General features: G+C 48.7%; 21 protein-coding genes. 7 read left to right on the forward strand and 14 right to left on the reverse strand.

What is annotated here, in order from left to right:
• Positions 1–4 precede the first annotated feature (4 nt).
• On the forward strand, positions 5–877 hold the full coding sequence (locus R2X38_RS09900; RefSeq protein ID WP_317522061.1) for an AraC family transcriptional regulator: 873 nt from the start codon (positions 5–7) through the stop codon (positions 875–877).
• A 23-nt stretch (positions 878–900) separates the two neighbouring features.
• On the opposite strand, the gene R2X38_RS09905 is transcribed toward R2X38_RS09900, so the two are convergent.
• Complete coding sequence (locus R2X38_RS09905; protein WP_317522062.1) at positions 901–1,845, reverse strand: LysR substrate-binding domain-containing protein; 945 nt, start codon at positions 1,843–1,845, stop codon at positions 901–903.
• Between the two features lie 130 nt (positions 1,846–1,975).
• On the opposite strand from R2X38_RS09905, the gene R2X38_RS09910 reads away from it, so the two are divergent.
• Both R2X38_RS09910 and R2X38_RS09915 read left to right on the forward strand, forming a co-directional pair.
• On the forward strand, positions 1,976–2,539 hold the full coding sequence (locus R2X38_RS09910) for a sugar O-acetyltransferase (protein ID WP_317522063.1): 564 nt from the start codon (positions 1,976–1,978) through the stop codon (positions 2,537–2,539).
• 21 nt (positions 2,540–2,560) lie between these two features.
• Positions 2,561–3,115 carry a class IV adenylate cyclase gene (locus tag R2X38_RS09915; RefSeq protein ID WP_317522064.1) on the forward strand — a complete coding sequence of 185 codons (555 nt, stop codon included), beginning with the start codon at positions 2,561–2,563 and terminating at the stop codon, positions 3,113–3,115.
• Between the two features lie 13 nt (positions 3,116–3,128).
• Here R2X38_RS09915 and R2X38_RS09920 read toward each other — a convergent pair whose 3' ends face one another.
• The 7 genes from R2X38_RS09920 to R2X38_RS09950 form a co-directional block, all read right to left on the reverse strand.
• On the reverse strand, positions 3,129–3,533 hold the full coding sequence (locus R2X38_RS09920) for a VOC family protein (RefSeq protein WP_317522065.1): 405 nt from the start codon (positions 3,531–3,533) through the stop codon (positions 3,129–3,131).
• Positions 3,534–3,642: 109 nt separating this feature from the next.
• Entirely contained in the window at positions 3,643–4,815 is a 1,173-nt protein-coding gene (locus tag R2X38_RS09925; RefSeq protein ID WP_317522258.1) for a hypothetical protein, read from the reverse strand.
• Between the two features lie 53 nt (positions 4,816–4,868).
• On the reverse strand, positions 4,869–5,552 hold the full coding sequence (locus tag R2X38_RS09930; protein WP_317522066.1) for an ABC transporter ATP-binding protein: 684 nt from the start codon (positions 5,550–5,552) through the stop codon (positions 4,869–4,871).
• 13 nt (positions 5,553–5,565) lie between these two features.
• Positions 5,566–6,789 (reverse strand): ABC transporter permease, encoded by a 1,224-nt coding sequence (locus R2X38_RS09935; RefSeq protein ID WP_317522259.1) that lies wholly within the window; start codon positions 6,787–6,789, stop codon positions 5,566–5,568.
• A gap of 25 nt (positions 6,790–6,814) precedes the next feature.
• Positions 6,815–8,044, reverse strand: a complete 1,230-nt coding sequence (locus tag R2X38_RS09940) for an ABC transporter permease (RefSeq protein ID WP_317522067.1) — start codon at positions 8,042–8,044, stop codon at positions 6,815–6,817.
• Positions 8,045–8,074: 30 nt separating this feature from the next.
• Positions 8,075–8,824, reverse strand: coding sequence for an outer membrane lipoprotein-sorting protein (locus tag R2X38_RS09945; RefSeq protein ID WP_317522068.1), 750 nt, complete (start codon positions 8,822–8,824; stop codon positions 8,075–8,077).
• A gap of 10 nt (positions 8,825–8,834) precedes the next feature.
• Positions 8,835–9,515 (reverse strand): TetR/AcrR family transcriptional regulator, encoded by a 681-nt coding sequence (locus tag R2X38_RS09950; RefSeq protein WP_317522069.1) that lies wholly within the window; start codon positions 9,513–9,515, stop codon positions 8,835–8,837.
• Between the two features lie 235 nt (positions 9,516–9,750).
• Here R2X38_RS09950 and R2X38_RS09955 point away from each other — a divergent pair, with 235 nt between their 5' ends.
• A complete protein-coding gene (locus R2X38_RS09955; RefSeq protein WP_317522070.1) occupies positions 9,751–10,062 on the forward strand; it encodes a hypothetical protein in 312 nt (103 codons plus the stop codon).
• An 85-nt stretch (positions 10,063–10,147) separates the two neighbouring features.
• On the opposite strand, the gene ygjK is transcribed toward R2X38_RS09955, so the two are convergent.
• Both ygjK and udp read right to left on the reverse strand, forming a co-directional pair.
• Complete coding sequence (gene ygjK / locus R2X38_RS09960) at positions 10,148–12,724, reverse strand: alpha-glucosidase (RefSeq protein ID WP_317522071.1); 2,577 nt, start codon at positions 12,722–12,724, stop codon at positions 10,148–10,150.
• Positions 12,725–13,493: 769 nt separating this feature from the next.
• Positions 13,494–14,261 carry a uridine phosphorylase gene (gene udp / locus R2X38_RS09965; protein ID WP_107300108.1) on the reverse strand — a complete coding sequence of 256 codons (768 nt, stop codon included), beginning with the start codon at positions 14,259–14,261 and terminating at the stop codon, positions 13,494–13,496.
• A gap of 395 nt (positions 14,262–14,656) precedes the next feature.
• Between udp and R2X38_RS09970 the strand changes: the two genes are divergently transcribed.
• Entirely contained in the window at positions 14,657–15,280 is a 624-nt protein-coding gene (locus R2X38_RS09970; protein ID WP_317522072.1) for a LysE family translocator, read from the forward strand.
• 67 nt (positions 15,281–15,347) lie between these two features.
• Here the strand turns inward: R2X38_RS09970 and R2X38_RS09975 are convergent, their stop codons facing one another.
• The 3 genes from R2X38_RS09975 to R2X38_RS09985 form a co-directional block, all read right to left on the reverse strand.
• A complete protein-coding gene (locus tag R2X38_RS09975; RefSeq protein WP_317522073.1) occupies positions 15,348–16,118 on the reverse strand; it encodes a GNAT family N-acetyltransferase in 771 nt (256 codons plus the stop codon).
• Positions 16,119–16,440: 322 nt separating this feature from the next.
• Positions 16,441–18,573, reverse strand: coding sequence for a methyl-accepting chemotaxis protein (locus tag R2X38_RS09980; RefSeq protein ID WP_411184951.1), 2,133 nt, complete (start codon positions 18,571–18,573; stop codon positions 16,441–16,443).
• A gap of 199 nt (positions 18,574–18,772) precedes the next feature.
• Positions 18,773–21,190, reverse strand: coding sequence for a zinc/cadmium/mercury/lead-transporting ATPase (locus R2X38_RS09985; protein ID WP_317522074.1), 2,418 nt, complete (start codon positions 21,188–21,190; stop codon positions 18,773–18,775).
• 247 nt (positions 21,191–21,437) lie between these two features.
• Here R2X38_RS09985 and R2X38_RS09990 point away from each other — a divergent pair, with 247 nt between their 5' ends.
• Together R2X38_RS09990 and R2X38_RS09995 are read left to right on the forward strand one after the other, a co-directional pair.
• A complete protein-coding gene (locus tag R2X38_RS09990; protein ID WP_317522075.1) occupies positions 21,438–21,719 on the forward strand; it encodes a hypothetical protein in 282 nt (93 codons plus the stop codon).
• A gap of 110 nt (positions 21,720–21,829) precedes the next feature.
• Entirely contained in the window at positions 21,830–22,567 is a 738-nt protein-coding gene (locus tag R2X38_RS09995) for a YrhK family protein (RefSeq protein ID WP_317522076.1), read from the forward strand.
• Positions 22,568–22,643: 76 nt separating this feature from the next.
• Here the strand turns inward: R2X38_RS09995 and R2X38_RS10000 are convergent, their stop codons facing one another.
• A complete protein-coding gene (locus R2X38_RS10000) occupies positions 22,644–23,117 on the reverse strand; it encodes a response regulator (RefSeq protein WP_317522077.1) in 474 nt (157 codons plus the stop codon).
• Positions 23,118–23,122 lie beyond the last annotated feature (5 nt).

Consider the following 23,122-nt stretch of genomic DNA (forward strand, 5'->3'; position numbering starts at 1 on the left):
AATAATGACAACCAAGTGTATCCCCCTCGAGCGGCTGAAAAGAGAAGTGAACCTGATCAATCCGTTCATTAACAAGATTTCAGATCTCTATTCAGTGAGGGGGCTAGACGTCGTTTCCCGGCCACATCGACTAAACTTCAGTGCCTTAATCTACATAACAGAAGGGCAAGGTCTGCACTACGTCGAACACCAACAGCACCGGCTGCGGACCGGCTCCATGCTAGTATTGGGCAAAAACCAGATCCACGCTTTTGCCAAAGAGCGCTCAGTCGATGGCTACGTGCTGTCGTTTGATTGCAGCTTCCTATCGAACGGCAGTAACGACCCTTACTTTGATCTATTGCTTTCCGCTATGGTCCACATCAACTGCGTACATCATGCCGACGAAGATATCGGGCCGCTTTTCAGTGCGATGGTCAATGAATTCGAATCAACGTCCGAGTTCAAAGACGAAATTATTCGTAACCTGATCCGCTCAATCATACTCAAGGCGGTTGTTCCCAGCTATCAGCACCAGAAGCAATCATCCCAACGCATCGGCAACAACGACTACTACCGACTGAAGAAATATATCGATGAGCATTTTCAGGACAGACCAACCGCTGGCGACATCGCTCTGGCTTTGGGCAAAAGCACCAAACAGTTGGATAAGCTAGCCAAAGATCATGCTGGTCTTAGCGTCAAAGAATTGGTTGATGAAAGGGTACTGGTCGAAGCCAAACGCCTACTGGCTTTCAGTCAGTATTCGATTTCAGATATCGCAAACCGGCTTGGCTTCAATGAAGCGACTAACATGACGAAGTTTTTCAAGCGCCATACCGATGTCAACCCGAAGGATTTCAGGCAACTGTGTAAAATAGGGCTACACCAAAAATAGCCCCGTACTAAAAACGTTAAGGCTCAAACTTGCCCATTGAACTGGTTGATAATCAGCTCCCTGAGCCATTTATGGCTCGGATCGCTGTCGAACTGTTTGTTCCACAGCAAGAACTGGCCACCAGGCTCGAGGTCGAGCGGTAAGCGCTTTACCACGATATCGGCGCTATCGACAAACTCCCGAACACACTCATAAGGGTATGTAGTGAGTAAGTCACTCTTTTCACACATCCTTACTGCACTGGCAATGTCCGACATGTTCACCGCATTGTCGAGCTTGAGGCGCTTAGCCTCCAGCACTTCATGAAGCAGCCAAGTATTCACTCCGCCAGTAACCACTTGGATATGGCGGTATTTTAAAAACGTTTCTAGGCTCCACTCCTCCTGCAAAGCTGGATGACCTTTGCGCATCACACAAGAAGAAGCATCCCGCAATAACTCGACATAACTGAGCGAGTCTGGAATCGTCTGAACATGGGTTTTCGCCCGGCCATCCCACTCGAAAATGCCGATGCCAAAGTCCACTTCCCTTCTTTGCAGGCGCTGGATACTGTTTTCGTTCCAATCGCGGCTGTTGATACTGATATTCGGTGCTTCGGCTAGCGCCTCAGGCAGAAACCGCGGGTAAATGGTCGAGTAAGCCGTTTCAATCAGGTCGATATTAAATGTACGGGTGCTACTTTCCGGCTCGAACCGATCGGGATCGCTGAGCTGATCAACCTGCAGCAAAATCTGTTGCAGCTTGGTTTCCAGAGACAAGGCTTTCGGTGTCGGCAGCAAGCCTTTAGATTCCCGTTCAAATAATGGGTCATCAAACACTTGGCGCAACTTTGTCAGCTGTTTGCTCACTGCAGACTGTGACAAGTACAGCTTATCTGCTGCCCGGCTAACACTGCGCTCTTGCAATAACACATACAGGCAAATCAACAGATTCATATCATTTTTTAACAGGCGGGATAAATCGATCATGATATTCCTTTGATTCAACTGTTTGATGAGTAAATGTCACTTCTAATCATATCATGGTGCCGCTATAGTGCTTGCTAGGATCTACCAAAGGCTGTTCAACCGGCCCAATTTAAAACAGATTGGAAAGACAATGACCGAATTCGAAAAAATGCTTGCTGGTGAAGACTTTGACGGCGACGACCAAGGGATTAATGAGATTCGTAATAATGCAGCGCATCTATTGATGACCCTTAACCAAACGATTGATGATACCCAGCGCAGCGAACTACTGAGTGAGCTAATGGGTGACATGCCGGCCTCAAGTATCATTCGTTCTCCTTTCCACTGCGAATTCGGTAAAACCATCTTCATCGGCGAACAGACATTCCTCAATATGAATGTCACCATGCTGGACGGCGCAAAGATCACCATAGGTAACAATGTGCTGATCGGCCCGAATACCCAGTTCTACTGCGCAAGCCACTCGCTTGATTATCGAGAGCGCCGCAAGTGGGCGACTATCTGCAAGCCTATTACTGTTGAAGATGATGTTTGGATTGGTGGTAACGTCGTGATTAACCAAGGTGTGACCATCGGTGCCCGTTCAGTGATTGCCGCCAACTCGGTAGTCAACTCAGACGTACCGCCAGATAGCCTCTTTGGCGGAACACCTGCCAAACTGATCCGCCGTATTCACGAAAATGAACAAGACTAAACAAACACTGGGTAAGCAGACATGAGCAGTGAACACTTCAAAGGAAAGTATGAAGTCGAGTTGAAGTACCGTGTGGGAGCAAAAACTGAGTTTTTACAGGTACTCAGCTCGCTCCCCCATGAAGTCATGTTGCTCGATAATACAGAGACCGATTGGTACTTCGATACCCCAGAGCATTCACTGGGCGCCCAAAACAAGAGTGTGTCTATTCGGGAGATGGAGCCTTATGGCATCAAGTTATGGATAGTCAAAGGGCCAGAGGCTGACCGCTGCGAAGCCACCAATATTACCGATGCAAAAGCAGCTAAAAGCATGCTGGCGAACATGGGCTATGAGCCGTATTTGGTGATGAAGAAAGTGCGCAGCATTTACTTTGTCGGCCAATACCACATTACCTTAGATTTCCTCGAAGGCATCGGTCACTTTGCAGAATTCGCTATCATGACCGATGATGAAGCGCTTCTTGCAAGGTATAAAGGCGAGCTTGAACAACTGGCTAGTCAGTTTGGGCTGACGGACGGGGATCTTGAGCATCGTTCATACCGGACGCTGTATCAGATGCAATCAACACTCTAGCCAAATATATTTGCTACAACTTCGGCTTGAGCTCCACCACATTCCCTTCGGGATCTTGGATATAGAGCGAGCGGCCAAAGCCTTCGGCGCCATAGCGTTCGGCAAAGCCTTCGCAAGGAATGTTATGCTGGGATAAATAGTCAAGCAGTGCTTGCTCTGAAACAGGCACGATCTGCAGACAAAAATGATCGAGGTTACGACCATCTTGGCTGGGCGGCTTACCGCCTAACTGGCCAAGTTGGCTATCAACGGTAACTAAGTCAATCAACGCACTACCCGCTCGCAGTTGTACCAACCCCATCTCCTTGGGCAGTTCACGCTCCAGCTTTGCACCTAACACCTGGCAATAAAAATGCAGCATGTCAGACAGTTTGGTGGTTCTAAGCACTACATGGTCAATCCCTTCGAGTTTTATCATCGCCGATCCCGTTACCCTGTCATTGATACCCACAAACACACATAGTTAATGATTTTCGCTTTTTCTTAGTATGAGCATTTCACTTTTAGTCTAATCAGTGTGGCCTAAGTTAAAAATTCCAGCGAATCTGGGCAAATAGTAAGGTGCTGGCAGTTTCACCGAACAAGCTATTACCGTTGCCGTCAAAGCGCTGGATAACCCCAAGCAATTGCCAATCATCTGCCAGCGAGTAGCTATTACTGGCGCCGACAAAGTACGACCCATCATCATAATAGGAGGCAGAGAGCGTCAGGCGGCTAAGGGGGGTAACATCCAGGCTAGCATCGGCATACGCCGTCCAACGGGTAAAACTCAATGTTCTGGCTGTTAGCGGCAAGTTCAAAAAGGCAATGGCATTTTGTGGGCCTTGCGGGTTAGAGATATATAGCACAGCACCGCGAGCCATCCAGTTGCGCTGGCCACCGAAGCTGTAATCCGTTTCGAGGGTGGCAACCGCTGTGTGTTCAAGCTCTTCATCTTGCCATTGCTCTTTGGTCGGTTCAAACCAAGTGAACTCCCCCCTGACACCTGCGCCTTGGACATCTCCGGCAAAACCTGCCCCGACAATAGTATCCAGCAGCGATTTTCCGACTAGCAGTTGATAATCCCACCCCTTGTGATTAAACAAGTAGCGCCCTGCATAACTGTTCAAATCACTGTCGGAATTTGGGTTAACGACCACATCGGCCGAGCTGGCAAAGCCAAGTTTGCGACTAACCATAACGGCGTCGCTGCCTGCCCGCTCTTCATAGTCAAAATCATAGATAGAATAGGAATTGAAAATATCGTTCGGGTTCCACAAAGTAGCCATTGCCCAGTTTATGCGAAAACGGCCGCCACGAACCTGCCAGTCATCGCGCTGCCAATTGACATACAGGCGATCAAACTGGCTGTTCCCCACCACGCCTTTCTTGTCCAGCCAGTTTTTCGACAAGTCCATATACCCAGTATCTATCGCCACCAGATCGCCATAGCCGGGCAGCTCTGCCGTATCGCCAAACAGTAAGCGGTTGCGCATCCCAGCATTGAAACGCAGATGTTCATTGAAGCGATATTCGAAGTTGAAGCGCTGGTGAATAAGGTGGTCAAGTCCGTTCGAGCCACCGTCTGGCAATGTCCCGGTTGCCATATACTTGACGTAGCCGTTGAGATCCCAGTCTTTTTCAGGCTCTAACCCCGGGATCTGGGCATTAGCCACCGGAGATATCACGCCCAGCAAAGCAACTGCAGAAACTGAAACTATCCGTAATAGTCTTTTTTCGTACTCTCCCGCTACCACACCCTGTTTTATCCAGTTCACTGGCGACGATCCTCTTTGAGTTGCCCGTCTTCAAATACAATGACCCTCTTAGCCCGCTTGATCACTCTAGGATCATGGGTGGAGAAAATAAAGGTGGTGCCTTCCTTCTCATTGAGCTGCTGCATGATATCAAGCAGCTCGGAGGTGCTCTGGGCGTCAAGGTTCGCCGTTGGCTCATCGGCCATCACAAAACGGGGCCGGGGGGCGAGGGCCCTGGCTACCGCGACCCGCTGCTGCTGACCGCCCGACAGCTTGGCCGGACGCTTGTGCTGTTGATCTTCCAGCCCCACTTGGGTCAATAGCTCACCCGCCCGTTGCCGGCAGGTTGATTCATCATGCCCTTGCAGCTGCATCACGAATTCGACATTTTCCAGCGCAGTCAGTACTGGTAGCAAGCTGTAATCTTGGAAGATAAACCCAACATGATCCCGCCGGAAGGCAATGAGTTCCTTCTCATCCAGCTGGCAAATATCGCAGTTATCAATAAGAACACTGCCCGAGCTTGGGCTGTCGATGCCGCCAATCATATTGAGCAAAGTTGTCTTCCCCGAGCCAGAAGGCCCCATGATCGCGACAAACTCCCCCTGTTCGACAGTAAGATCGAGATCTTTTACCGCATGCACCGGGAAATCACTGTCAGCGTTATAGATTTTGCACAAGTTATTGGTTGAAATAGTCATTAGTTCATCTCTGTCAGTGCTTATCGGCCATGGCATCAACAGGCCGCTGCTTGAGTATTTGCCGTGCAGGATAAAGCGCCGCCAACAGGCTGGCGGCAACCACCGTGAAGAAAATCATTTGGTATTCGGCAAAGGTGACCTGTGGAAACAGCAAGGTATCGACGCCAAATGCCCCCAAGCCTTCAGCCATTGCCCCAAGCGGGATCCCGGTGTACTGCAATACGCTGATAAGCATAAGGCTCGCCAGCAGGCCAAGACTTGCCCCGGAGATCCCAAGCCATGCGGTTTCAAGCATGATCAGCAAAAACACACGGTGTTTTTGCATCCCGACCGCCATCAGCACACCGAACTCGCGGGTGCGCTCGAAAACAGACATCAGCATGATGTTGACGATGCCAAACCCCATTGCCACCACAAAAATCCCCAGCATAATGGCATTGCTAAGCCCCTGCTGATTGATCAGCGAGGCCAGCAAGGGCTGCACCTGTTGCCAGTCCCTGATCCGGTTACCAGTTTGAATGGCTTCGACGCCTCTCAATCGCTGGGCTAGCAACATGGCAGCGTCATCGCTATCAAGCAAAATGGCCACCTCGTGTGCACCTTCAATTCCGGCCAATGCGGTAAGATCGGCACGGCGAACAAAGACATTGCTGTCATCAAAACTGGTAGACGGCGTTTTGAAGATCCCCCTTACCCTGAAAGCCGCCCCGCTAACATCGCCAGCGGCATCGGTAAAGGTGAGTACCACCTTGGAGCCAATACGCAGTTTAAGACGAGACGCAGTTTTCTCGGAAACCAGTACCGGGTTCCGTCCATCATCACTTAACCACTCTCCTTGAGTAATATTGTCGGCCAGCGGGGTCACCGTCGATTCGGCTTGGGTATCAATACCATTAATACGAACGCCGCGGTTGCTGCGCGCTGATGCCACCATGCCATCGGCAACAAACCGGGCTGACCAACCTTTCAAACCAGGAAGTGCCGCAACTGCCTTCTCGACCTCAGACAGATCAACAATGGTGTGCTTGATATCAGGATCATCAAGATAAAGTGCACTCTGAACTTGAATATGGCTGGTCTGCCAGGCAATGGCATTGTGGATCATGCTGCCGTACATACCAGACAGGAACCCCATCATGGCAACGACCCCCATCAGGCCAAACACCATGGCGCCAAGCATGATCCCTGTACGCAATTTATTGCGCCAAAGGTTACGCCACGCTAGTTTGAAAAGCATATCTGTTCGCAAATAACTTCGCTTATCAGTTCGCATGGCCGCCTCCTTTTAGCGCTTTGACGACTTCCAACCGGCGTATTCGCCACATCGGGTACATCAGGCAAACCACCAGCAGCACCAAAACAATAAGAATTTGATCAAGCATCAGCACTGGGTCCAGCGCCATTGGCAGGATAGGATCCCAGCCCATTTCCAAGACCAGCTCGGCGGTTTCCCCTGTCAGTGTGATCGGGTTGAAATAAAACCACACCAACACAGGCAGGGTGATCACCATACCCATTGCTATCCCAAGGAAGCCTATCATCAAGGACTCCAGCCCAATCAAGGTGATGATTTTGCGCTTTAGCATACCGGTTGCTAGCATGACGCCAAATTCTCGCTGGCGCTCCAAAGTCATCATCAGCAAGGTGGCAAACAAACCGAAACCAACAACGCCGTACAGCAGGTACATGATGAAAATGCCGCCGGCCTTATCCATCAGAATTTGCTGGGCCATTTCCGGTGCCAAATCTTGCCAATCCCGCACATTGACCGTGTCGCCGTAAGCTTGTTTGAGCTGAGCCTCCGTCGCATTTAGTTGGCCAAGGGGCTTGATATCCAATACCCATGCCGTTACCTGCTCTTCGGTACTGTAAAGGGTTTGGGCGAGTGCGATTGGCATATACACCAGCTGGCTATCGAGCTGGGCAACGGGGAAGTCCAAGATCCCTTTGACCCGGTAAAGCCCTGCTGCGGTCTGCCCACGATAACCCTGGCCGTAGAGGATCAGCTCATCCCCAACGCCTAAACCAAAATAGCGAGCAACGCCTTCACCGATGAGCACTTGCTGATCGTCGGGTGATAGGAAATCTCCCCTCTCCAAACGATTGGAGATGTTGGAATAACTGTCTTCTGCTTGAGTGTCGACCCCGAGCACCATCACGCCTTTGGACTTGTCCCCAGAGGCCGCTAAAGCAAATGATTCAATACGCGGTAAGACTCGGATAACAGTCGGGTTGGTTGACACAGGTTCCAAGAAAGCCCTATCCATCGGCAACAGATCATCAATGCTGTTGCTTTCGGCAAACTCTGGGTGCTGTAGCTGGATAAGGCCGGTATAGAAACGAGCCGCGTTTTCGATATTGTTGGCGTACGTCCCTTCCTGCAGGCTACGCATAAACAGCGACAAGGCCAATGTCAAAGCCAGGGCAGAAGCCGTCAGGATAGTGCGCCGCTTCTGCCGCCAGATATTACGCCAAGCTAATTTCAATAACATGGTTCTTCCTTGTTGACCCGCTCCCAGCCCTTAATCACGCAGCGACTTCATCTGGCTTTGGGAGAAGAAACTTTCTTTAATCGGGAAGTTGAACTGGGCTTGATGGGTAATGATTTCCGTTTTATTGCCCGGTTTATCCGCAGGGATCATTTCCATCCGCGAGGCCACCTGGCGCCCGCCCATATATTTCACGTCGTAAGTGTTCATGGTATTGATCAGATCATCGAATTCGTCATAGAACTCAACTTTGCGTTGCAGGTAGGTCTTCTTGGAGACCCATAGCCGAACCTTGCTCCAGACTACCGGCGCATTAGGCTTAGCAATGGCATCAATCACCCAGCTGGCGTCATTATCAAACACTTCGCCACCCACCATTTTGTGGGTGTAATCCACCACAATGGATGACTGGTTGATCAAATCATCATTGGTAAAGTCTGAGCCCATCCAGGACTGACCCAGCATCGAAGGGGCGATTTTTACCACCCGCTCGATACTCGGCAACCAATTCCACATTTCCCGGTAGCGCTTGAGTGACGCGCTGCCTTTGTCTTTGGCGGGCGCGGTTACTAACACCAAGGATAAATCTTGCCCTTTAGTCCAGCTTTTCATGCTCATGGTGCGGGTCCAGTCTGGACGCACAATGCGCATGGTCGCTTCGGCATAACTGGAGTCACCCCGCATCTGCTGATCCGACTTTCTGACTATTGAGGTTGCCGACTCTGCCATCGCCCAAGCTGGAAGGCAGGCCAGGATAACCAACAAAACCTTAAGTGATTGCATTAACCCCTCCTTATTCCGTAAACCATGCGTGCAGTAGTTGATCATTGATCAAAGGCATACTGCCTGGCTTCGCCCCAACCATACGCTCAAGCACTAACTGAGTCGCTTTTACTTCTACAACAACCTCATCAAGTAAATCTGACATTTTGTCGGTGTTTAGCATTTTGCGGGTGAGCTCTTCCGAAAAGCCGTTAAGTACGCTGACCATCAACCTGGCGGTGACCGTGGTAGAAGGTGCATCAAACACCTTTTCTTGATTACCCTGGCACAAAATGACTTCGTAATAGCCTGCGAGCAAAGCACTGACTTTTTGCATGAAGTTATGCTTTAGCTGCAGATTTTCATCCATATTGATGATCTTAAAGAAGCCCAGCATGATGTCTTTCTGACCAATTTCCCATTGATTAGTCCGACGCAACAGAGTCTCCCATTTGGTTAACGCATTGAGGTTGGGATCCTCTACCAAGCCCCCGATCACCTGGCGGTACTGCTCCAGCATGTCATCACTCCACGCCTCCAGCACCGCTTGCTTGGAATCAAAATGATGGTAAAACGCCCCTTTGGACACCCCCACATGCTGGATAAGATCATTGACCGAGGTATTGGCATAGCCTTTAGAAAAAAACAGCGCATTGGCTGCAGCAATGAATTCTGCCCGCCGCTCCTGCGGCGACTTTACGACTCTTGGCATACCCCTTTCCTTTACAGACCGACCGACGGTCGGTATATGAAAAGCATATTCCTGATTGATATATTTTTCAATCAAAAGGTTCTAGCTCACTAATGAACAAAAGAGCCACCACTTTCGTAATAGGTAACGTGGGCCGTTAAGTAATAAAACGACTTGACGGCTAACCACATAGCAGCCATTGCATAACTCCAGCGTCTGGCAATGACAACCGAGAGAGTATTCAAGTGAGGTTTACATGACTTTCAAACAAGCAAGTATCGCAGCGCTTATGCTATCTGCAAGTTCATTCGCTATTGCAGATATCCGTATCATCGATACCCAAGCGGGTAGCTGGGTAAAAGTCACCGAAAATGGCAAACCGGCTGCTAATGCCAGGGTCAGTGTTAGCAATCCGGCCAACCGGGGGAAAGTATACAAAACCAATGAACATGGTGAGGTCTATATTCCTTTACATACCCGCACCTCAAGCACTCTCACCTATTCAATCCTGACTGAGGAGCGCAACGAATATACTCGGCGCAGCCTTCATACCAATAGTTTTGATTAATCAATCTTTTCACACCCAATAGCTTCAAAAAAGCCAGCTCAATTTTGAGCTGGCCTTCATTTTATATACTGTTTAGGCAAAACGATTAGTTATTGAAGAACTCACGGTAGAGCATGTACATATGGGCAGCACTCCAGGAGAAGTTCGACGCTCCCTGTACCGCACCGGTTTCAGGATTGTAGTTCTCGCGAATCGCACCGTCTTCGGTCATGCCTTCGGCATTGGCAAATAATTCATTGGCCATATGAACAGCCTCTGCACCATAGCCATATTGTTCCATGGCACGAACACCAAAATAGAACTGATCTAGCCATACCCGGCCACGCCAGTAGATATCGGCATGGTAAGCGGGGTTGGTTTGTGATGCTGTCGGGAGCGATATCCCTTCACCAATATACTTCTCTGACGTGTTGAACTCGTCCGGATCCATCATGGTTTGCACCACTTTATCGGCAAGCTGCTGCGTGGCAGCACCATTGAACAATGGGCCCCAGCCTTCTGGGCCTCGGCCACGCTCGACAATCGGCTCACCGGCACAGGCGATACCGTTTTTCATCACAGGAGTTGGCTTGCCATCTTGGTCAACATTCATGTGAATATCGTAGAAGAACTGGGTATCAGCATCGAACATACAGGTATTGATGTAATCCTTGATCGCTGCTGCACCATCCAAGAATTCCTGACCGCGCTGTTTGCCCGGTACATTGCCGGATACCTGTGTTGCCATCTCGGCCAAGTACTTGTTGTCAGAGTACATGTATGACGCTTGGTCAACAGACTCCTGCAACATAGAGAAGCCCAGCAATTCGTCATTGTTACCGCGGTTTTCAGCAAAACGCACTTCCCAGTCTTTCTTCGCGGCTTCGATATCGCCGTTATGGTTGGCATCGGCATAATCTTTCAGCTGCTCTGATGAGATAAAGCCAAAACGGGCGGCGTTATCCATGCCAGATTCCCAGCCAGCGGCTTCCTGGGCACCCACATGCAGCTCTTGGTAAACTACTTCATCAAGGATGGTATTGTAGTTATCCATTCCTTTAACTTTGTACTCATCCCCCTTGTGCTCAAGTATGTTCTCTTGGCCAAATTTAGCGACAAGATCTTCTTGGGTTGTCACCCACACATACATATGGCCGTCTTCGGTGTTATGGGCAGGATCCACCGCGGCACCATATTCCGGAACCCCGTTGCCATTGTGGTCGCGGTTGGTCAGCCACCAGTCATGGTAGGCCACCAGCTTCGGATACATCTCATCGATCCAAGCCTGGGCATCTGCAGGCCGGTCGAACTCGTTTTTCAGGGCGTTATACACTTCCATTACCGACCAAGCCGCCAAAGAAGGCTTGGTGTTGCGCTCATTCCAGTTCTCAGAACCGGCACCGCCGCGGTTTTCCGGCAAGGTATACGTGACGACATCTAGCAAGTAGCCTTTGTCCTGCGGCCTGATCGGATCGTCTTCCTGCACCTGGTATTCAAATACCGTGCGGATGTTGTCCATGGCCACATCTGGGTTGAAGTGCGCCATCGCATAGGCTTGTTTCCAGGTATCCCAAGGCCAGGTCAGGTTGCCCGAGAACCAACGTGCGGTGACCGATGGGGTGACCGTTGCCTGGTGGACATCACCCGCCGCAGAGCGCCAGTTACCATTGAGGGTCATAATGGCTTTCACACCTACCCTTGCCTGCTCTTTGGTGGCTTGGTCGTTGACCATTCCCGATGTTAGGTAGCCTGCCCAGCGCTCATCCGCAGCCAGCATGTATGACTGAGGATTATTGAAAATATCCGTTATCTTGTTCTTTTCTTTAGCGACTTCCGCTCTGTTGTGTAGATGGGAGTATGTGGTGTAGATGCTCATGTTCCCCTTAGCCGAAAGCGGTTGCTGGGCTACGGAGGCAAACGAAATCTCGTTTGGCATCACGTGGGTTTGGGTGCTGACAGATCGGGCAATACGGAACTCACTGTCATCATCGTTACGGATTGCCCAGTTACCTTTCATATCACCAAAAGTAATGCTGATGCCGTTCTCTGTGGTCTTGATCTGACGGTTGTAATCTGGGTACATCTGCTCAACCGAGAGGTTCTCGTTACCTTCTGTCGAGAGCGCTTTTTGCAATAACTCACCGTCCCATAGCAGCTGCAAGTCCATGTCTTGGTTAGTCAGGTTGGTTAACTTGGTCTCAACCAGTGATGTACGATCCGTCACGAAACGCAATACCATCTGCACTTCTAACTTGTCAGTCTTGAGGATTTGTACCAATGCGCCCGGTGTGCTGTACACCTCCGCATCGGCTGATGAAAGGTCAAAGACTTCGCCACTGATGCTATCGGTAATATGGAGTTTGTCGAAGGTTTGTCCAGACATGAAGTGAGCGTATTCCTGGGTCACTTGCATGATGCCGCCAAATGAGCCATAGCCCTGCTCGTCCGCTGGCAGCAAATGGCCATGCCAAGCACCATTGTCAACAAAAGCGTTGTATTTCAGGTTGTTGTACTGATCATAATCACGCAGGTACTCCGGTGAACCGGTTCGATCAATCACATTGATAAACTCATTGCTTGGCAAGCCTGCTTCTTTTTCGGTGGAGCTACTGCTGCTGTTGCAACCAGCCAATGCGACGACGGAACCAATCAACACGGCTAAACACGTTTTACGAAAAGTCATTCAATTATCCCCCAATGCCACCTGATGCCATGCTCTAGTGAGTCTTATTTTGCTAGCAGGCGGTGTTTATTTATTTCAATTAACAAGCTCGTTTCTTAGCGGGGAGAAGAATAATAAGTAAAACTTTAACTAAAATAGATCACCATCACAGTAAAAAATTTCAGTAAAACAAATAACAAATACAAAATGAATACTATTAATAAACCATTGAAATTAAATTCAATATGGTGGCTTTTCGTGGAATTAACATCACAGTGTAATTTTTACTAACTTTTATTTTTTTGAAAGCAGATCACTGTGTGTAAATAAGTTTCTTTGTTACCTGAATAAACGGAAATAATTGCAGGATAACGACGCTAATGGACTCGGTATCACAGTAGCTGGTTCGACCATACTCATCATAAACAGGCTTAAAAGCCCAAACGTAACGCTAGCTTCTCTTATGTAACAGTAAATCCCCATCGATATTGCCTCATGCAGTGCAAAAATCAGCCTGTATATTTATGCAAGCAGTTTATAGCGGAAAAAAGCCAGCCTTCGCTCACGAAGCTAGTCACAGAGTCCTGCTAGAGATTAACAATCACCAAGCCTATAAGGAGGCTGCTTCCTTTTTTAAGCGATCAAATAAGACTTTCTGGCTGTTGTTATCCGCAAATACGGTAGGTTTGGAAGAGGAAATATCGGGGCAAGAGGCTGCAATGAAAGGTTAAACGCACAAAAAAAGCCAGCTCATTTAAGCTGGCTTTCTATAAATTGGGTATAGAGCTAATTACTCAGCAAGCATACGACGTGCAGCGTCTACCACAACCTTGATTGAACGCGCTTCTGTTTCTTTCAGTGTCGCGTGATCAGGGATCTCTTTCTGAGTACGGTTGATTATCACACCCGCCACACAGCCAGCACGTAGACCAGAACTTGCACACATAGTTAACAGCGTTGCTGATTCCATTTCGAAGTTCAATACGCCCATTTCCTGCCACTCTTTCATCGAGCCTTGGAAACGGCGAACAACACGGCCAGAGAATGTGTCGTAGCGCTCTTGGCCTGGGTAGAAAGTATCACTTGATGCTGTCACACCAGTGTGCACTTTGGCACCATCGGCATCACAAGCTGCTTTCATAGCTGTTGCCACATCAAAGTCAGCAACTGCTGGGAACTCCATTGGTGCAAAGTGCAGGCTCGCACCATCTAGGCGTACAGAGCCAGTTGAAACGATCATGTCACCCACATTGATATGTGGCTGGATAGCACCTGTTGTACCTACGCGAAGGAACGTACGTACACCCAGCTGTGCCAACTCTTCAACAGCAATTGACGTAGACGGGCCACCAATACCGGTAGAACAAACAACAACAGACTTACCATCCAACTTAGCGCGGTACACCGTGTATTCACGAGAGCTTGCTAGAAACTCAGGGTTATCCATTAGGTTAGCGATTTTTTCAACTCGTGCCGGGTCACCAGGAATAATGGCTAGCTCTGCACCGTTAAGATCTGCTTTGTTCACACCTAAATGGAATACTGCGTTGTCAGACATAATCATATCCTTTCTATTGTTGCCGCCTGATAGGGAAATTGAGGCCAGCGGCTGATTCATTTTGTTTATACCCAAATGGCTTCAATAGGAAGACTCCAGCGTTGTAGCAACTTACTGGTAATCATTTGGGTATAAACAGTTTCTGCATAACAGTGCTCGTAACACATGCAATTACGATAGCTGATTAAAACCAACAATTGAGTGATCATAGTCACAGTAAGCCAAATTCAATGAATTTCAAATTTCATAAAATAGTGATTGAGATCACCAAAAATCGTTTGCGCGTGCGGTTTATCACACTATTTTTTCTCATAGAGTTAGCAGATAATAACAGCCTATTTATCCCAAAAACTGCACTACCCAGTCAGTATAGTTAACTGCAAGGAAGTTACTTGATGATCGACTTCGCCATTTTGGCTGTATTTATTCCCACTTTCTTTTTCGTCTCAGTAACACCCGGTATGTGCATGACACTTTCTATGACGCTCGGAATGACAATTGGCGTGCGCAGAAGCCTGCCGATGATGTGGGGAGAGCTCATTGGTGTGGCACTGGTGTCCATCGCCTCGGTCATCGGCGTGGCCGCGATTATGCTGAACTACCCAGCTGTCTTCTTGCTTTTGAAATATCTCGGCGGCGGTTATTTGTTCTGGCTGGGAATCCAGATGTGGCGCTCTCGAGGCAAGTTGGCCATTCCGGATAACCTCGATGAAGAAGTCGATACCTCCCCAATTGGGCTGGCGATGCAGGGCTTTGTTACTGCCATTGCTAACCCTAAAGGCTGGGCATTTATGATTTCGCTCTTGCCTCCTTTCATCAATACCGACAATACTCTGGTACCGCAATTATCAGTGCTGATCACTATTATCCTAATCACAGAGTTTAGCTGCTTGCTACTTTATGCAAGTGGTGGCCGTACCCTACGCCGTTTCCTGCAGCAGCGCGGCAATGTCCAGATGCTAAACCGTATCGCAGGCTCCTTGATGATGGGGGTTGGGGTATGGCTAGCAGCAGGATAAAACGTGTAATTGTTAGGCTTCCCTGAATAAAGGAAGCCTAATCAAATCCAAGTTTTATCGGTAAGAGCTAACTCTTAGGCTGGTAAACATACGGCGTTGTGGTGGAAACAAACACAAAGCCATGCTTTTCAACAATCGGCCTGCTCATTTCAGAAGCATCAATAATCAAATATTGTTTGCCCCTCTCTTTGGCTTCATTGATTCGCTTGTTGAGCAACAACGAATAATGCCCCCTTCCACGGTATTCAGCGATAGTACTACCACCCCAGATCCCCGCAAACGGGCTCTTAGCGTTATACACTATCCAGGCCGAGGTGACTGGTTTGCCATCCTCATACACTACGTAGATAGAGAGTTCATCTGGGGTTTGGGTCTTCATATTGAGCAAATGGGCATATTGCCATTCGTAATTTCTGCCCCATACTTGCTCCTGGACACTGACTGCATCTCGGATCCCTTTGGCGTCAATGACTTCAACAATCCGGCTCTCATCAACCTCACGCTCGGAAGCAGCTAAGAGATCTAGCGCCATAAATGACTCTGACTCTTCTTGCTCGAAACCATTGCTAAGTAACAGCTCACCAATATGGCTCGGTTCATCGGTAGAATAGGTTTTCCACTCAAACGGCTTACCGAGTGAGTAAAAGTAAGCCATCTCCTTTTCTACCGCCGCCTGGGCGGATTGTTCTGTGAGAGAAAAATAGGAGATGTAGCTTCCTTCAGGGCTGTCAGAAACAAACTTAATCACACCATCCGTATCAATGACCTTTCCACCAATAGCATTGATCACTTTTCTTTCATGCTCGTTGTAAGCATGCATAACATCCGTTGTATTCATGAAGTCCTTGTCTCTGATAAGTGTTCACATTATAAAAACGTTAGGGGTTAACTGTTGTTTTGAACAATAAAGGCGGGACTTTTAACTCAAGCACGGCGCTCTCCTTGGCCAATAATGAAAATATCTATACCCTAACGTGGCTAGGCTTTTCTAGCACGTTAGTGACAGCATCTGCAATATCTTCCATTACTTTTACGCGAGATAGTTTCACCTGTTAAATCTCCGGGCTACAAGCTTGTTAACAGATTTCGCGTCACTTCATAGTTTACGGTAATATGCCTTAAATCAAAGGCACCTTCAGGTGCCTATCGTTAGCTGTAAGCTAGCTTGTCGAAGAGACTTCGAACCGATCAACCAGCTGATGCAGTCGAATAATCGAGTTTTTCACCAAAGTTGTTCGGCGTGTTAACTGCTGCGAGGACAACTCGAGCGATGACATACTATTCTGCGCCTTTTCTGCTGTCTCACTATGCCGCTCGCTGGTGGAAGCAATGACATTAATAGTCTGGAACATAGAGTCCACGGCTTGCTGCAGCTTGTCACTGCGCTGGCTTGAATCCAATATCATCGAGCTTTGCTCGACATTATGAACGCCCTGCTCCATATAGCTGACCGCTGTTCTGGATTGGCCCCGCAACTTACTTACCGTTTCACCTATATGGTTGGCGGCGGTTGATGTTTTGGTGGCAAGGTTCCTCACTTCATCGGCCACTACAGAGAACCCTCGGCCATGCTCGCCCGCCCTGGCAGCCTCGATAGCCGCATTCAAAGCCAATAAGTTTGTCTGCTCGGTAATTTCAGAAATAAGCCGGACCACCTCTTCGATATGCTTCATCTCGTCGTTAATTTCGTTCACGCTATTTGCCGACGCTTTAACGATGTCTTTGATTTCCTGGGTATTGCTTACCGCTTGTTGATATTCTTCTTGTGCCGACTCGACCATATTCTGCATCAGTTCTTGCAACTGCTGTGCGGATTGCTCTGCTTTTTGGATTTCAGTTTGCTGATGGCGGGTCAAAGTTAACAGGGAGTCAATAGAGCCTGAGGTTTGAACCGTGCAATCATCGACTACGGTACAGCGGCGTAGCATTGAATTACTCACCTGTTCAACTTCATTGGACGCAAAGATAATGCCACCAACCACGCCTTCGAGGTTATCAATAAAACTGTTGATCCACCGCCCTAAATCCCCGGTCTCATCAGGATAAAACTGCTGGCTATCAAGCCGGCGCTTCAGATCTCCATCACCTTCCGCAATGGTTTTGATCACCCCTGTCATTTGTTCCAATTGCCTGACCATTGGCTTGGCAACCATATACTTAAACACGCCATAGCCAATCAACAATGACATGGTCATCATCAGGCCTAAAGCCGGGCTCCCCAATGACATATAGTGCGCGAGCAGTAATGGGGGCACAACGGTAAACAACCAAATCAGCGCGTATTTATTACTCAGTTTCTTGGAAAGGGAGCGGTGACGGTAGACCTCTTCCAAATCGGCTTCGCACATCATCCCCCAGCGGTCGGGAGAGCCGCGAAGCTGGAATGTCACCCCCTTCCCGATTACCGGAATATGCCGGTAGTCAGAATAGCCGGGGTATTCCACATACAGGTTTTCACCTTTAGCAATCGTCTCCCTGACACCTGGATGCAACTTCTTGGTCGCCGGATCGGTGAAGACGATTTCAAACTCAGTATGTTTATCTATCTTGACTGCACCCCAGTCAGTCCCGATACCCGATTTCAGATTCTCTCCATGAGAAAACGTACTGTCTTCAAATCGCGAACGAGAAAGGGCTGTTCCAGGCTGTATTGACGAGTCAAAATTCGAATCCACCATAAAAATGTAGTTATCACCCGACTCACTATAGATATGCCCGGCTTCTCGCTGGATAAGATCTCCCAGCACATCATTCGGAACGCGGCCACATAGGCAGCCGATAAAAGTGCCTGACACTTCTATAGGTTGATAGAACATCAATGTGACTTCATCATGGAAACTTGAACTTGAAGCGCCCGGCGCCAACGTTTGTTTATCTATATACGGTCCATGCAAAAATTGTTTTGCACATCCTTGAGTCAAAGCATCTTGTTGGCGATGCGTTTGGCCAGTATGAGCGGAAAAACTACTTGCCGTGATCATGCCGTCGGCATTGACGATAAATAGCTCTGAAAAGTCATTATTTCGTTTTAGCAATTGTGCCAACACGCTAGGCTGCTCTTGTGCCGGTTTAGTCGCGAGGTAGAACATCGCATCTTGCAGGAAGTCCCACTGTGTTTCGGTCCAAGTATGGAGCAGTCTTACCCGCGTGTTCGAAATACTGTCGAATGTCTCTTCAAGGTAAGAGATTTTATCCCGGTTTAACCAGCATGCTTTGCGCATCGCCAGCTTACCGTTAGGGCCAAAAATAGGGAGCCAGTTCTTTTCTTGCTGTGAAAGCTGCATTGTATCCATCCATATACATCATCCTATTGTTTTAAATGCAAAAAAAATACCAAGCTCTACAGTTTGTCATTTTATGGATTGATAGTAAAAGATAGGGGCAACCCACTGAAAGAAGTGATAAAAAACTTAGAATGGACACTCTTAGTCTAAATTGGTGCATCACATAGAAGCGACGCACCAATGTTGATCAGAACGAACAGGGCTAACCTTATTCCTTGTATTTAAACTTGAGCAAGCGCAGTGCATTTAGGGTAACCAAAGCCGTAGCGCCGCTATCTGCCAATACCGCCACCCACAAACCTGTCATGCCTAGTAAAGTGGTGATCAAGAAAACACCTTTCAGCCCCAAAGCCAGGAATACATTCTGTTTGATGTTAGCCAATGTTGCTTTGGATAGCGCGATCATCATTGGCAGCTCAGCAACGCGGTTATGGGTCAAAGCAGCATCGGCAGTTTCCAACGCCACATCAGTACCACCGCCCATCGCGATACCAATCGAGGCCGTTTTCATGGCTGGTGCATCGTTGATACCATCACCGACCATAGCAACATTGGCGCGCTGATTGGCAAGTTCCACATGCTTCACTTTATCTTCCGGCAACAGGCCCGCTTCAAAAGCAATACCGATTTCCCCGGCTATTGCAGCCGCTGCACGCGGGTTGTCACCGGTCAGCATCACTGAATGGATACCCATGGCCTTAAGTGCTTTCACTGCCTTGGCACTGTCTTCACGCAAGTTATCACGCCAAGCAATCAAGCCAACGGGTACTGCGTTGCGAAGAGCAACAACCAAGGTTTTCCCCTCGCCTTCAAGGTGGAAAGCTTGTTCTACTTGCTGCGCAGATAGCGCCACACCTTCAGGCAAACGGTCTGCCGCAACCAGCATCAGGATATCGCCATCAGTGTTGCCTTGGATCCCCCTGCCCGGCAGCGCTTGGCGCTCTTGAGCTTCTTCAACATTCAAACCACGCTCTTTCGCCGCATTAACGACTGCCTGGGCCAACGGGTGAGCCGACCCCATCTCTACCGCTGCTGATTGTCGCAGCAAGCGTTGCTCATCACCGTCCCAGCTAACAATATCTGTCATCACAGGTTTACCCTCGGTCAGGGTACCGGTCTTATCAAATGCCATGGTTTCAATTCTACCGAGCTGCTCCAATGCAGCACCGCCTTTGATTAATGCACCACGGCGCGTTGCGGCAGCCAAACCAGAAGTAATTGCAGCCGGGATGGAAATAACCAATGCACACGGACAGGCAATCAACAACAAGGTTAAGCCTTTGTATAGCCACTCATCCCAAGCCTGACCGAAAAGTATTGGCGGGATCACCACCACCAAGGCAGCCAGTACGATCATCGCCGGGGTGTACCAGCGACTGAACCGGTCGACAAAGCGCTCTAGTGGCGCCTTACGCGATTCTGCATCTTCAATTAAGTGAAGGATGCGGTCGATGGCGTTTTCGCCCTGCTCAGAGATAATCCGCAGGCGTACCACTTTATCAGCCACCAAGGCACCGGCCATCACTTGCTCACCCGGTAAGCGCTCGACCGGAACAGACTCGCCCGTCAAAGCACTTTCATCTAAACTGGCTGCCGCATCCATCAATTCGACATCAGCAGGTAAACGCCCACCCGGTGCCACCTCGATAATATCGCCCGGCTTAAGCTCACTCGCCGAGATCTGCTCTTTGCTACCGTCCGCCAATACACGGCTGGCTTTTTCCGGTACCAAAGCCATCAGCGCCTTTACACCGCTGCGGGCTTTCGCTGATGCATAGCCTTCTAATTGCTCACCGATAAGGAAAAGCAACAATACCATCGCCGCTTCGGCAGTTTCACCCAAATAAAGCGCGCCAATAGCTGCCACACTCATCAGGGTTTCAATAGAGAATGGCGAACCACTTTTCGCAAGCTTAATGGCTTTGCGGGCAATCGGGAACAGGCCAACTAAGGTCGTGGCAGTAAACGCGGCTAACCCCATAACCTCTGATTGTTTGCTAACGATGAAAGAGACCACCATCATCATGGCAATCATCAAAACTGGCAGATTTTCTTTCAACCGGTTGGCAGGCTTCTCATCTTCTGATACCCCACCAACAGTAAATAACTGGAAGCCGGTTTCCCGGGTTTTCGCGACGATAGCATCGGATATCGCTGCCGATTGGCAATTCACAACCAATTTTTCAGTGGCAAACATCACTTTCGCTGAAGCAACGCCTTCAAGGCCATTGATAGCCCTTTCTAATTTATTGGCGCAGCTTGGACAGTCCATACCGCCGACTTTCCAGCTTAGGGTCTTACTATGAGGGGCAGGGGAAATATCATCGGTCGTATGCTCTTCGCTAGCTGTGTCACAACAACTACCAGAACTGCAACATGACGATTTGGCCGCTACCTCTGCGGAAGTGATTTTATTTACTGAAAATCCGAGGGAGGCACCGGAGGCAGGATCGTCATCACCCGGCGATAGATCCGACTCTTGTGAAACTGAAGGGGCAGTACTGGATTGGCAGGAGCCAGACGAACAACAAGACTCAACATTGTTGTTTTCCACCACCACCGATGGCTGACCGACAGCTTTAGCTGCATGTACATGTAATTTCTTATTATTGCATTGGGCACACATGGCCTTCTCCTTGTCTTTATGAACTATGGTTTACTCGCCATAATTTTAATTATAAACCTTGGAGTACAGTCCAAGGTCAAGGTAAAAGCGGCGATTTTACGGTGTGTTCATTACGGCTAAATATCTATTTCCAGCCTCTTCAGCTGCAGTTCATCGTATTAACAAAATAAAATATCCCCTTTCGAGTCATGGACAATCAACTCAATCCCTCTATAATTTCGCTCCTTCTTCCCGATAAATACATTTTATGCCTCGTAAACCCGATCGCCGCACGGCAATGAAACTGATCATCGAACAAGTAAAGCAAGAGCTGCCATTGTATGATCCCGATACCTTTGTCTGTGGCCCGGACAACAGTTGTATCGGTTGCCCGAAAAAGCTGATGGAGTTGCTGGAATCGGAAGTGTCTTATTGGGAATGCGTACTGGAAAGAGGCGACTCGCCGGACTTCGACGATATCTCACGTTTTGGCAAGATGTGCAGAAATATCAGGCGAGGCTTGGTTAGAAACAATATCGTTGCCGCCTAAGGATCGCAGCCCCAGCCTTCAAGTAGGTTGTGATCATACAAAAGCGATTAACCTGTTACCCTGCCTATCCGTTACCCTCGCCTTCCCAAAGTCACTGATAAGGGCGATTAATGGCACGCCTATTTACCAACCGTATCCGCATTCATGATATCACCCGGCATGACGCCGATCTCAAGAGCCACTTTCGCTGGGAGACTCTCGGTGCTGTGATGTATAAGCTCGGCGGGATCTTCTTTGTGGTGGGCAGCATTTTATTTTTCCCCAGCTTTGCGACCTATTCATGGCTGGGACAAACCTTGTTCTTCGCGGGTTCGCTGTGTTACCTGACCATTAACTGCCATGATACCTATGACACCCACCGCTATTGGGCCAACCAAGCAACACAAAGCCGTGAGAAATGGCTGGAATACAGTGCAACCTATATCTACTTAGCAGGGACACTGATGTATATCGCTGGCAGGATCGCCACCTTTATCGATAGCCAGCATCAAGCCCTCAGCTCTGGCCTATTCATCGTCGGCAGCCTACTTTTTGTCCTCGGCGCAACGATCAATATTATCAATATTGGAAAGATCAACTCGCGGCCTATTGCCCAGCTGATGAACCTAACGGCAATAACCTTCATCGTGGGAAGTGTGCTTTTCGCGGTTGGCTCGGTCCCTCTGCTATGGCATGAGGAAACCATGGCAAATTCACCTTTGCTGGCAAACTTTATCTCGTGGCAGTTTTTAATCGGTAGCTTGCTGTTTTTCTTTGGCGGGGTGTTTAACTATTGGCGGGCATACCTTTTTATCCAAGATGCAGTCGCTAGCCAGCAAAAGGTTCCAGCTCTGGGACCCTCTCTATAAAAAAGGGTGAGCTTCACTCACCCTCCCTAACTTGGTAACAGGCTTGCAATTTAGAGCCTATTTATTAGACCGCAGATTAACTCAACCGCCTAAACACCACGCCGTTATCTAGGATTTCCATCCAAGGCTGGTAGTCCATCCCCATATCAAAGATGTATTCGGTGATTAAGCTCCTTGCCGTTGTCAGGAGGCTTTCGGCTTTCCAAGGCTTTTCGAAATAGCTTTCGATGCGAGCTCGGTTAATGGCAGCAATTGTATCTTGGTGCGTCGCCTGCCCAGTCAGCAGAACCTTTTTGGTTTTGTGAAAACGTGAGTCCTGTGAGATCTCGGTTAGCAGCTCAACACCTGTTTTACCCGGCATCACATGGTCTGAAATCACCAAGGCAATGAACTCGCCTTCGGCATCCAACTCATCCATCAGTTCCAGTGCCTCATCCGCTGATTCACAGTCTTCAACATGAAAGAAGTCATTCAACGGTGACAGATCTTTCAATACGGCGCTTAGTACTTCCCTCTGATCATCTACGCAGATGATGTTTAGTTTTTCCATAACCA

The sequence above is a fragment of the Photobacterium rosenbergii genome, from assembly GCF_033022775.1.
GTDB lineage: Bacteria > Pseudomonadota > Gammaproteobacteria > Enterobacterales > Vibrionaceae > Photobacterium > Photobacterium rosenbergii_A.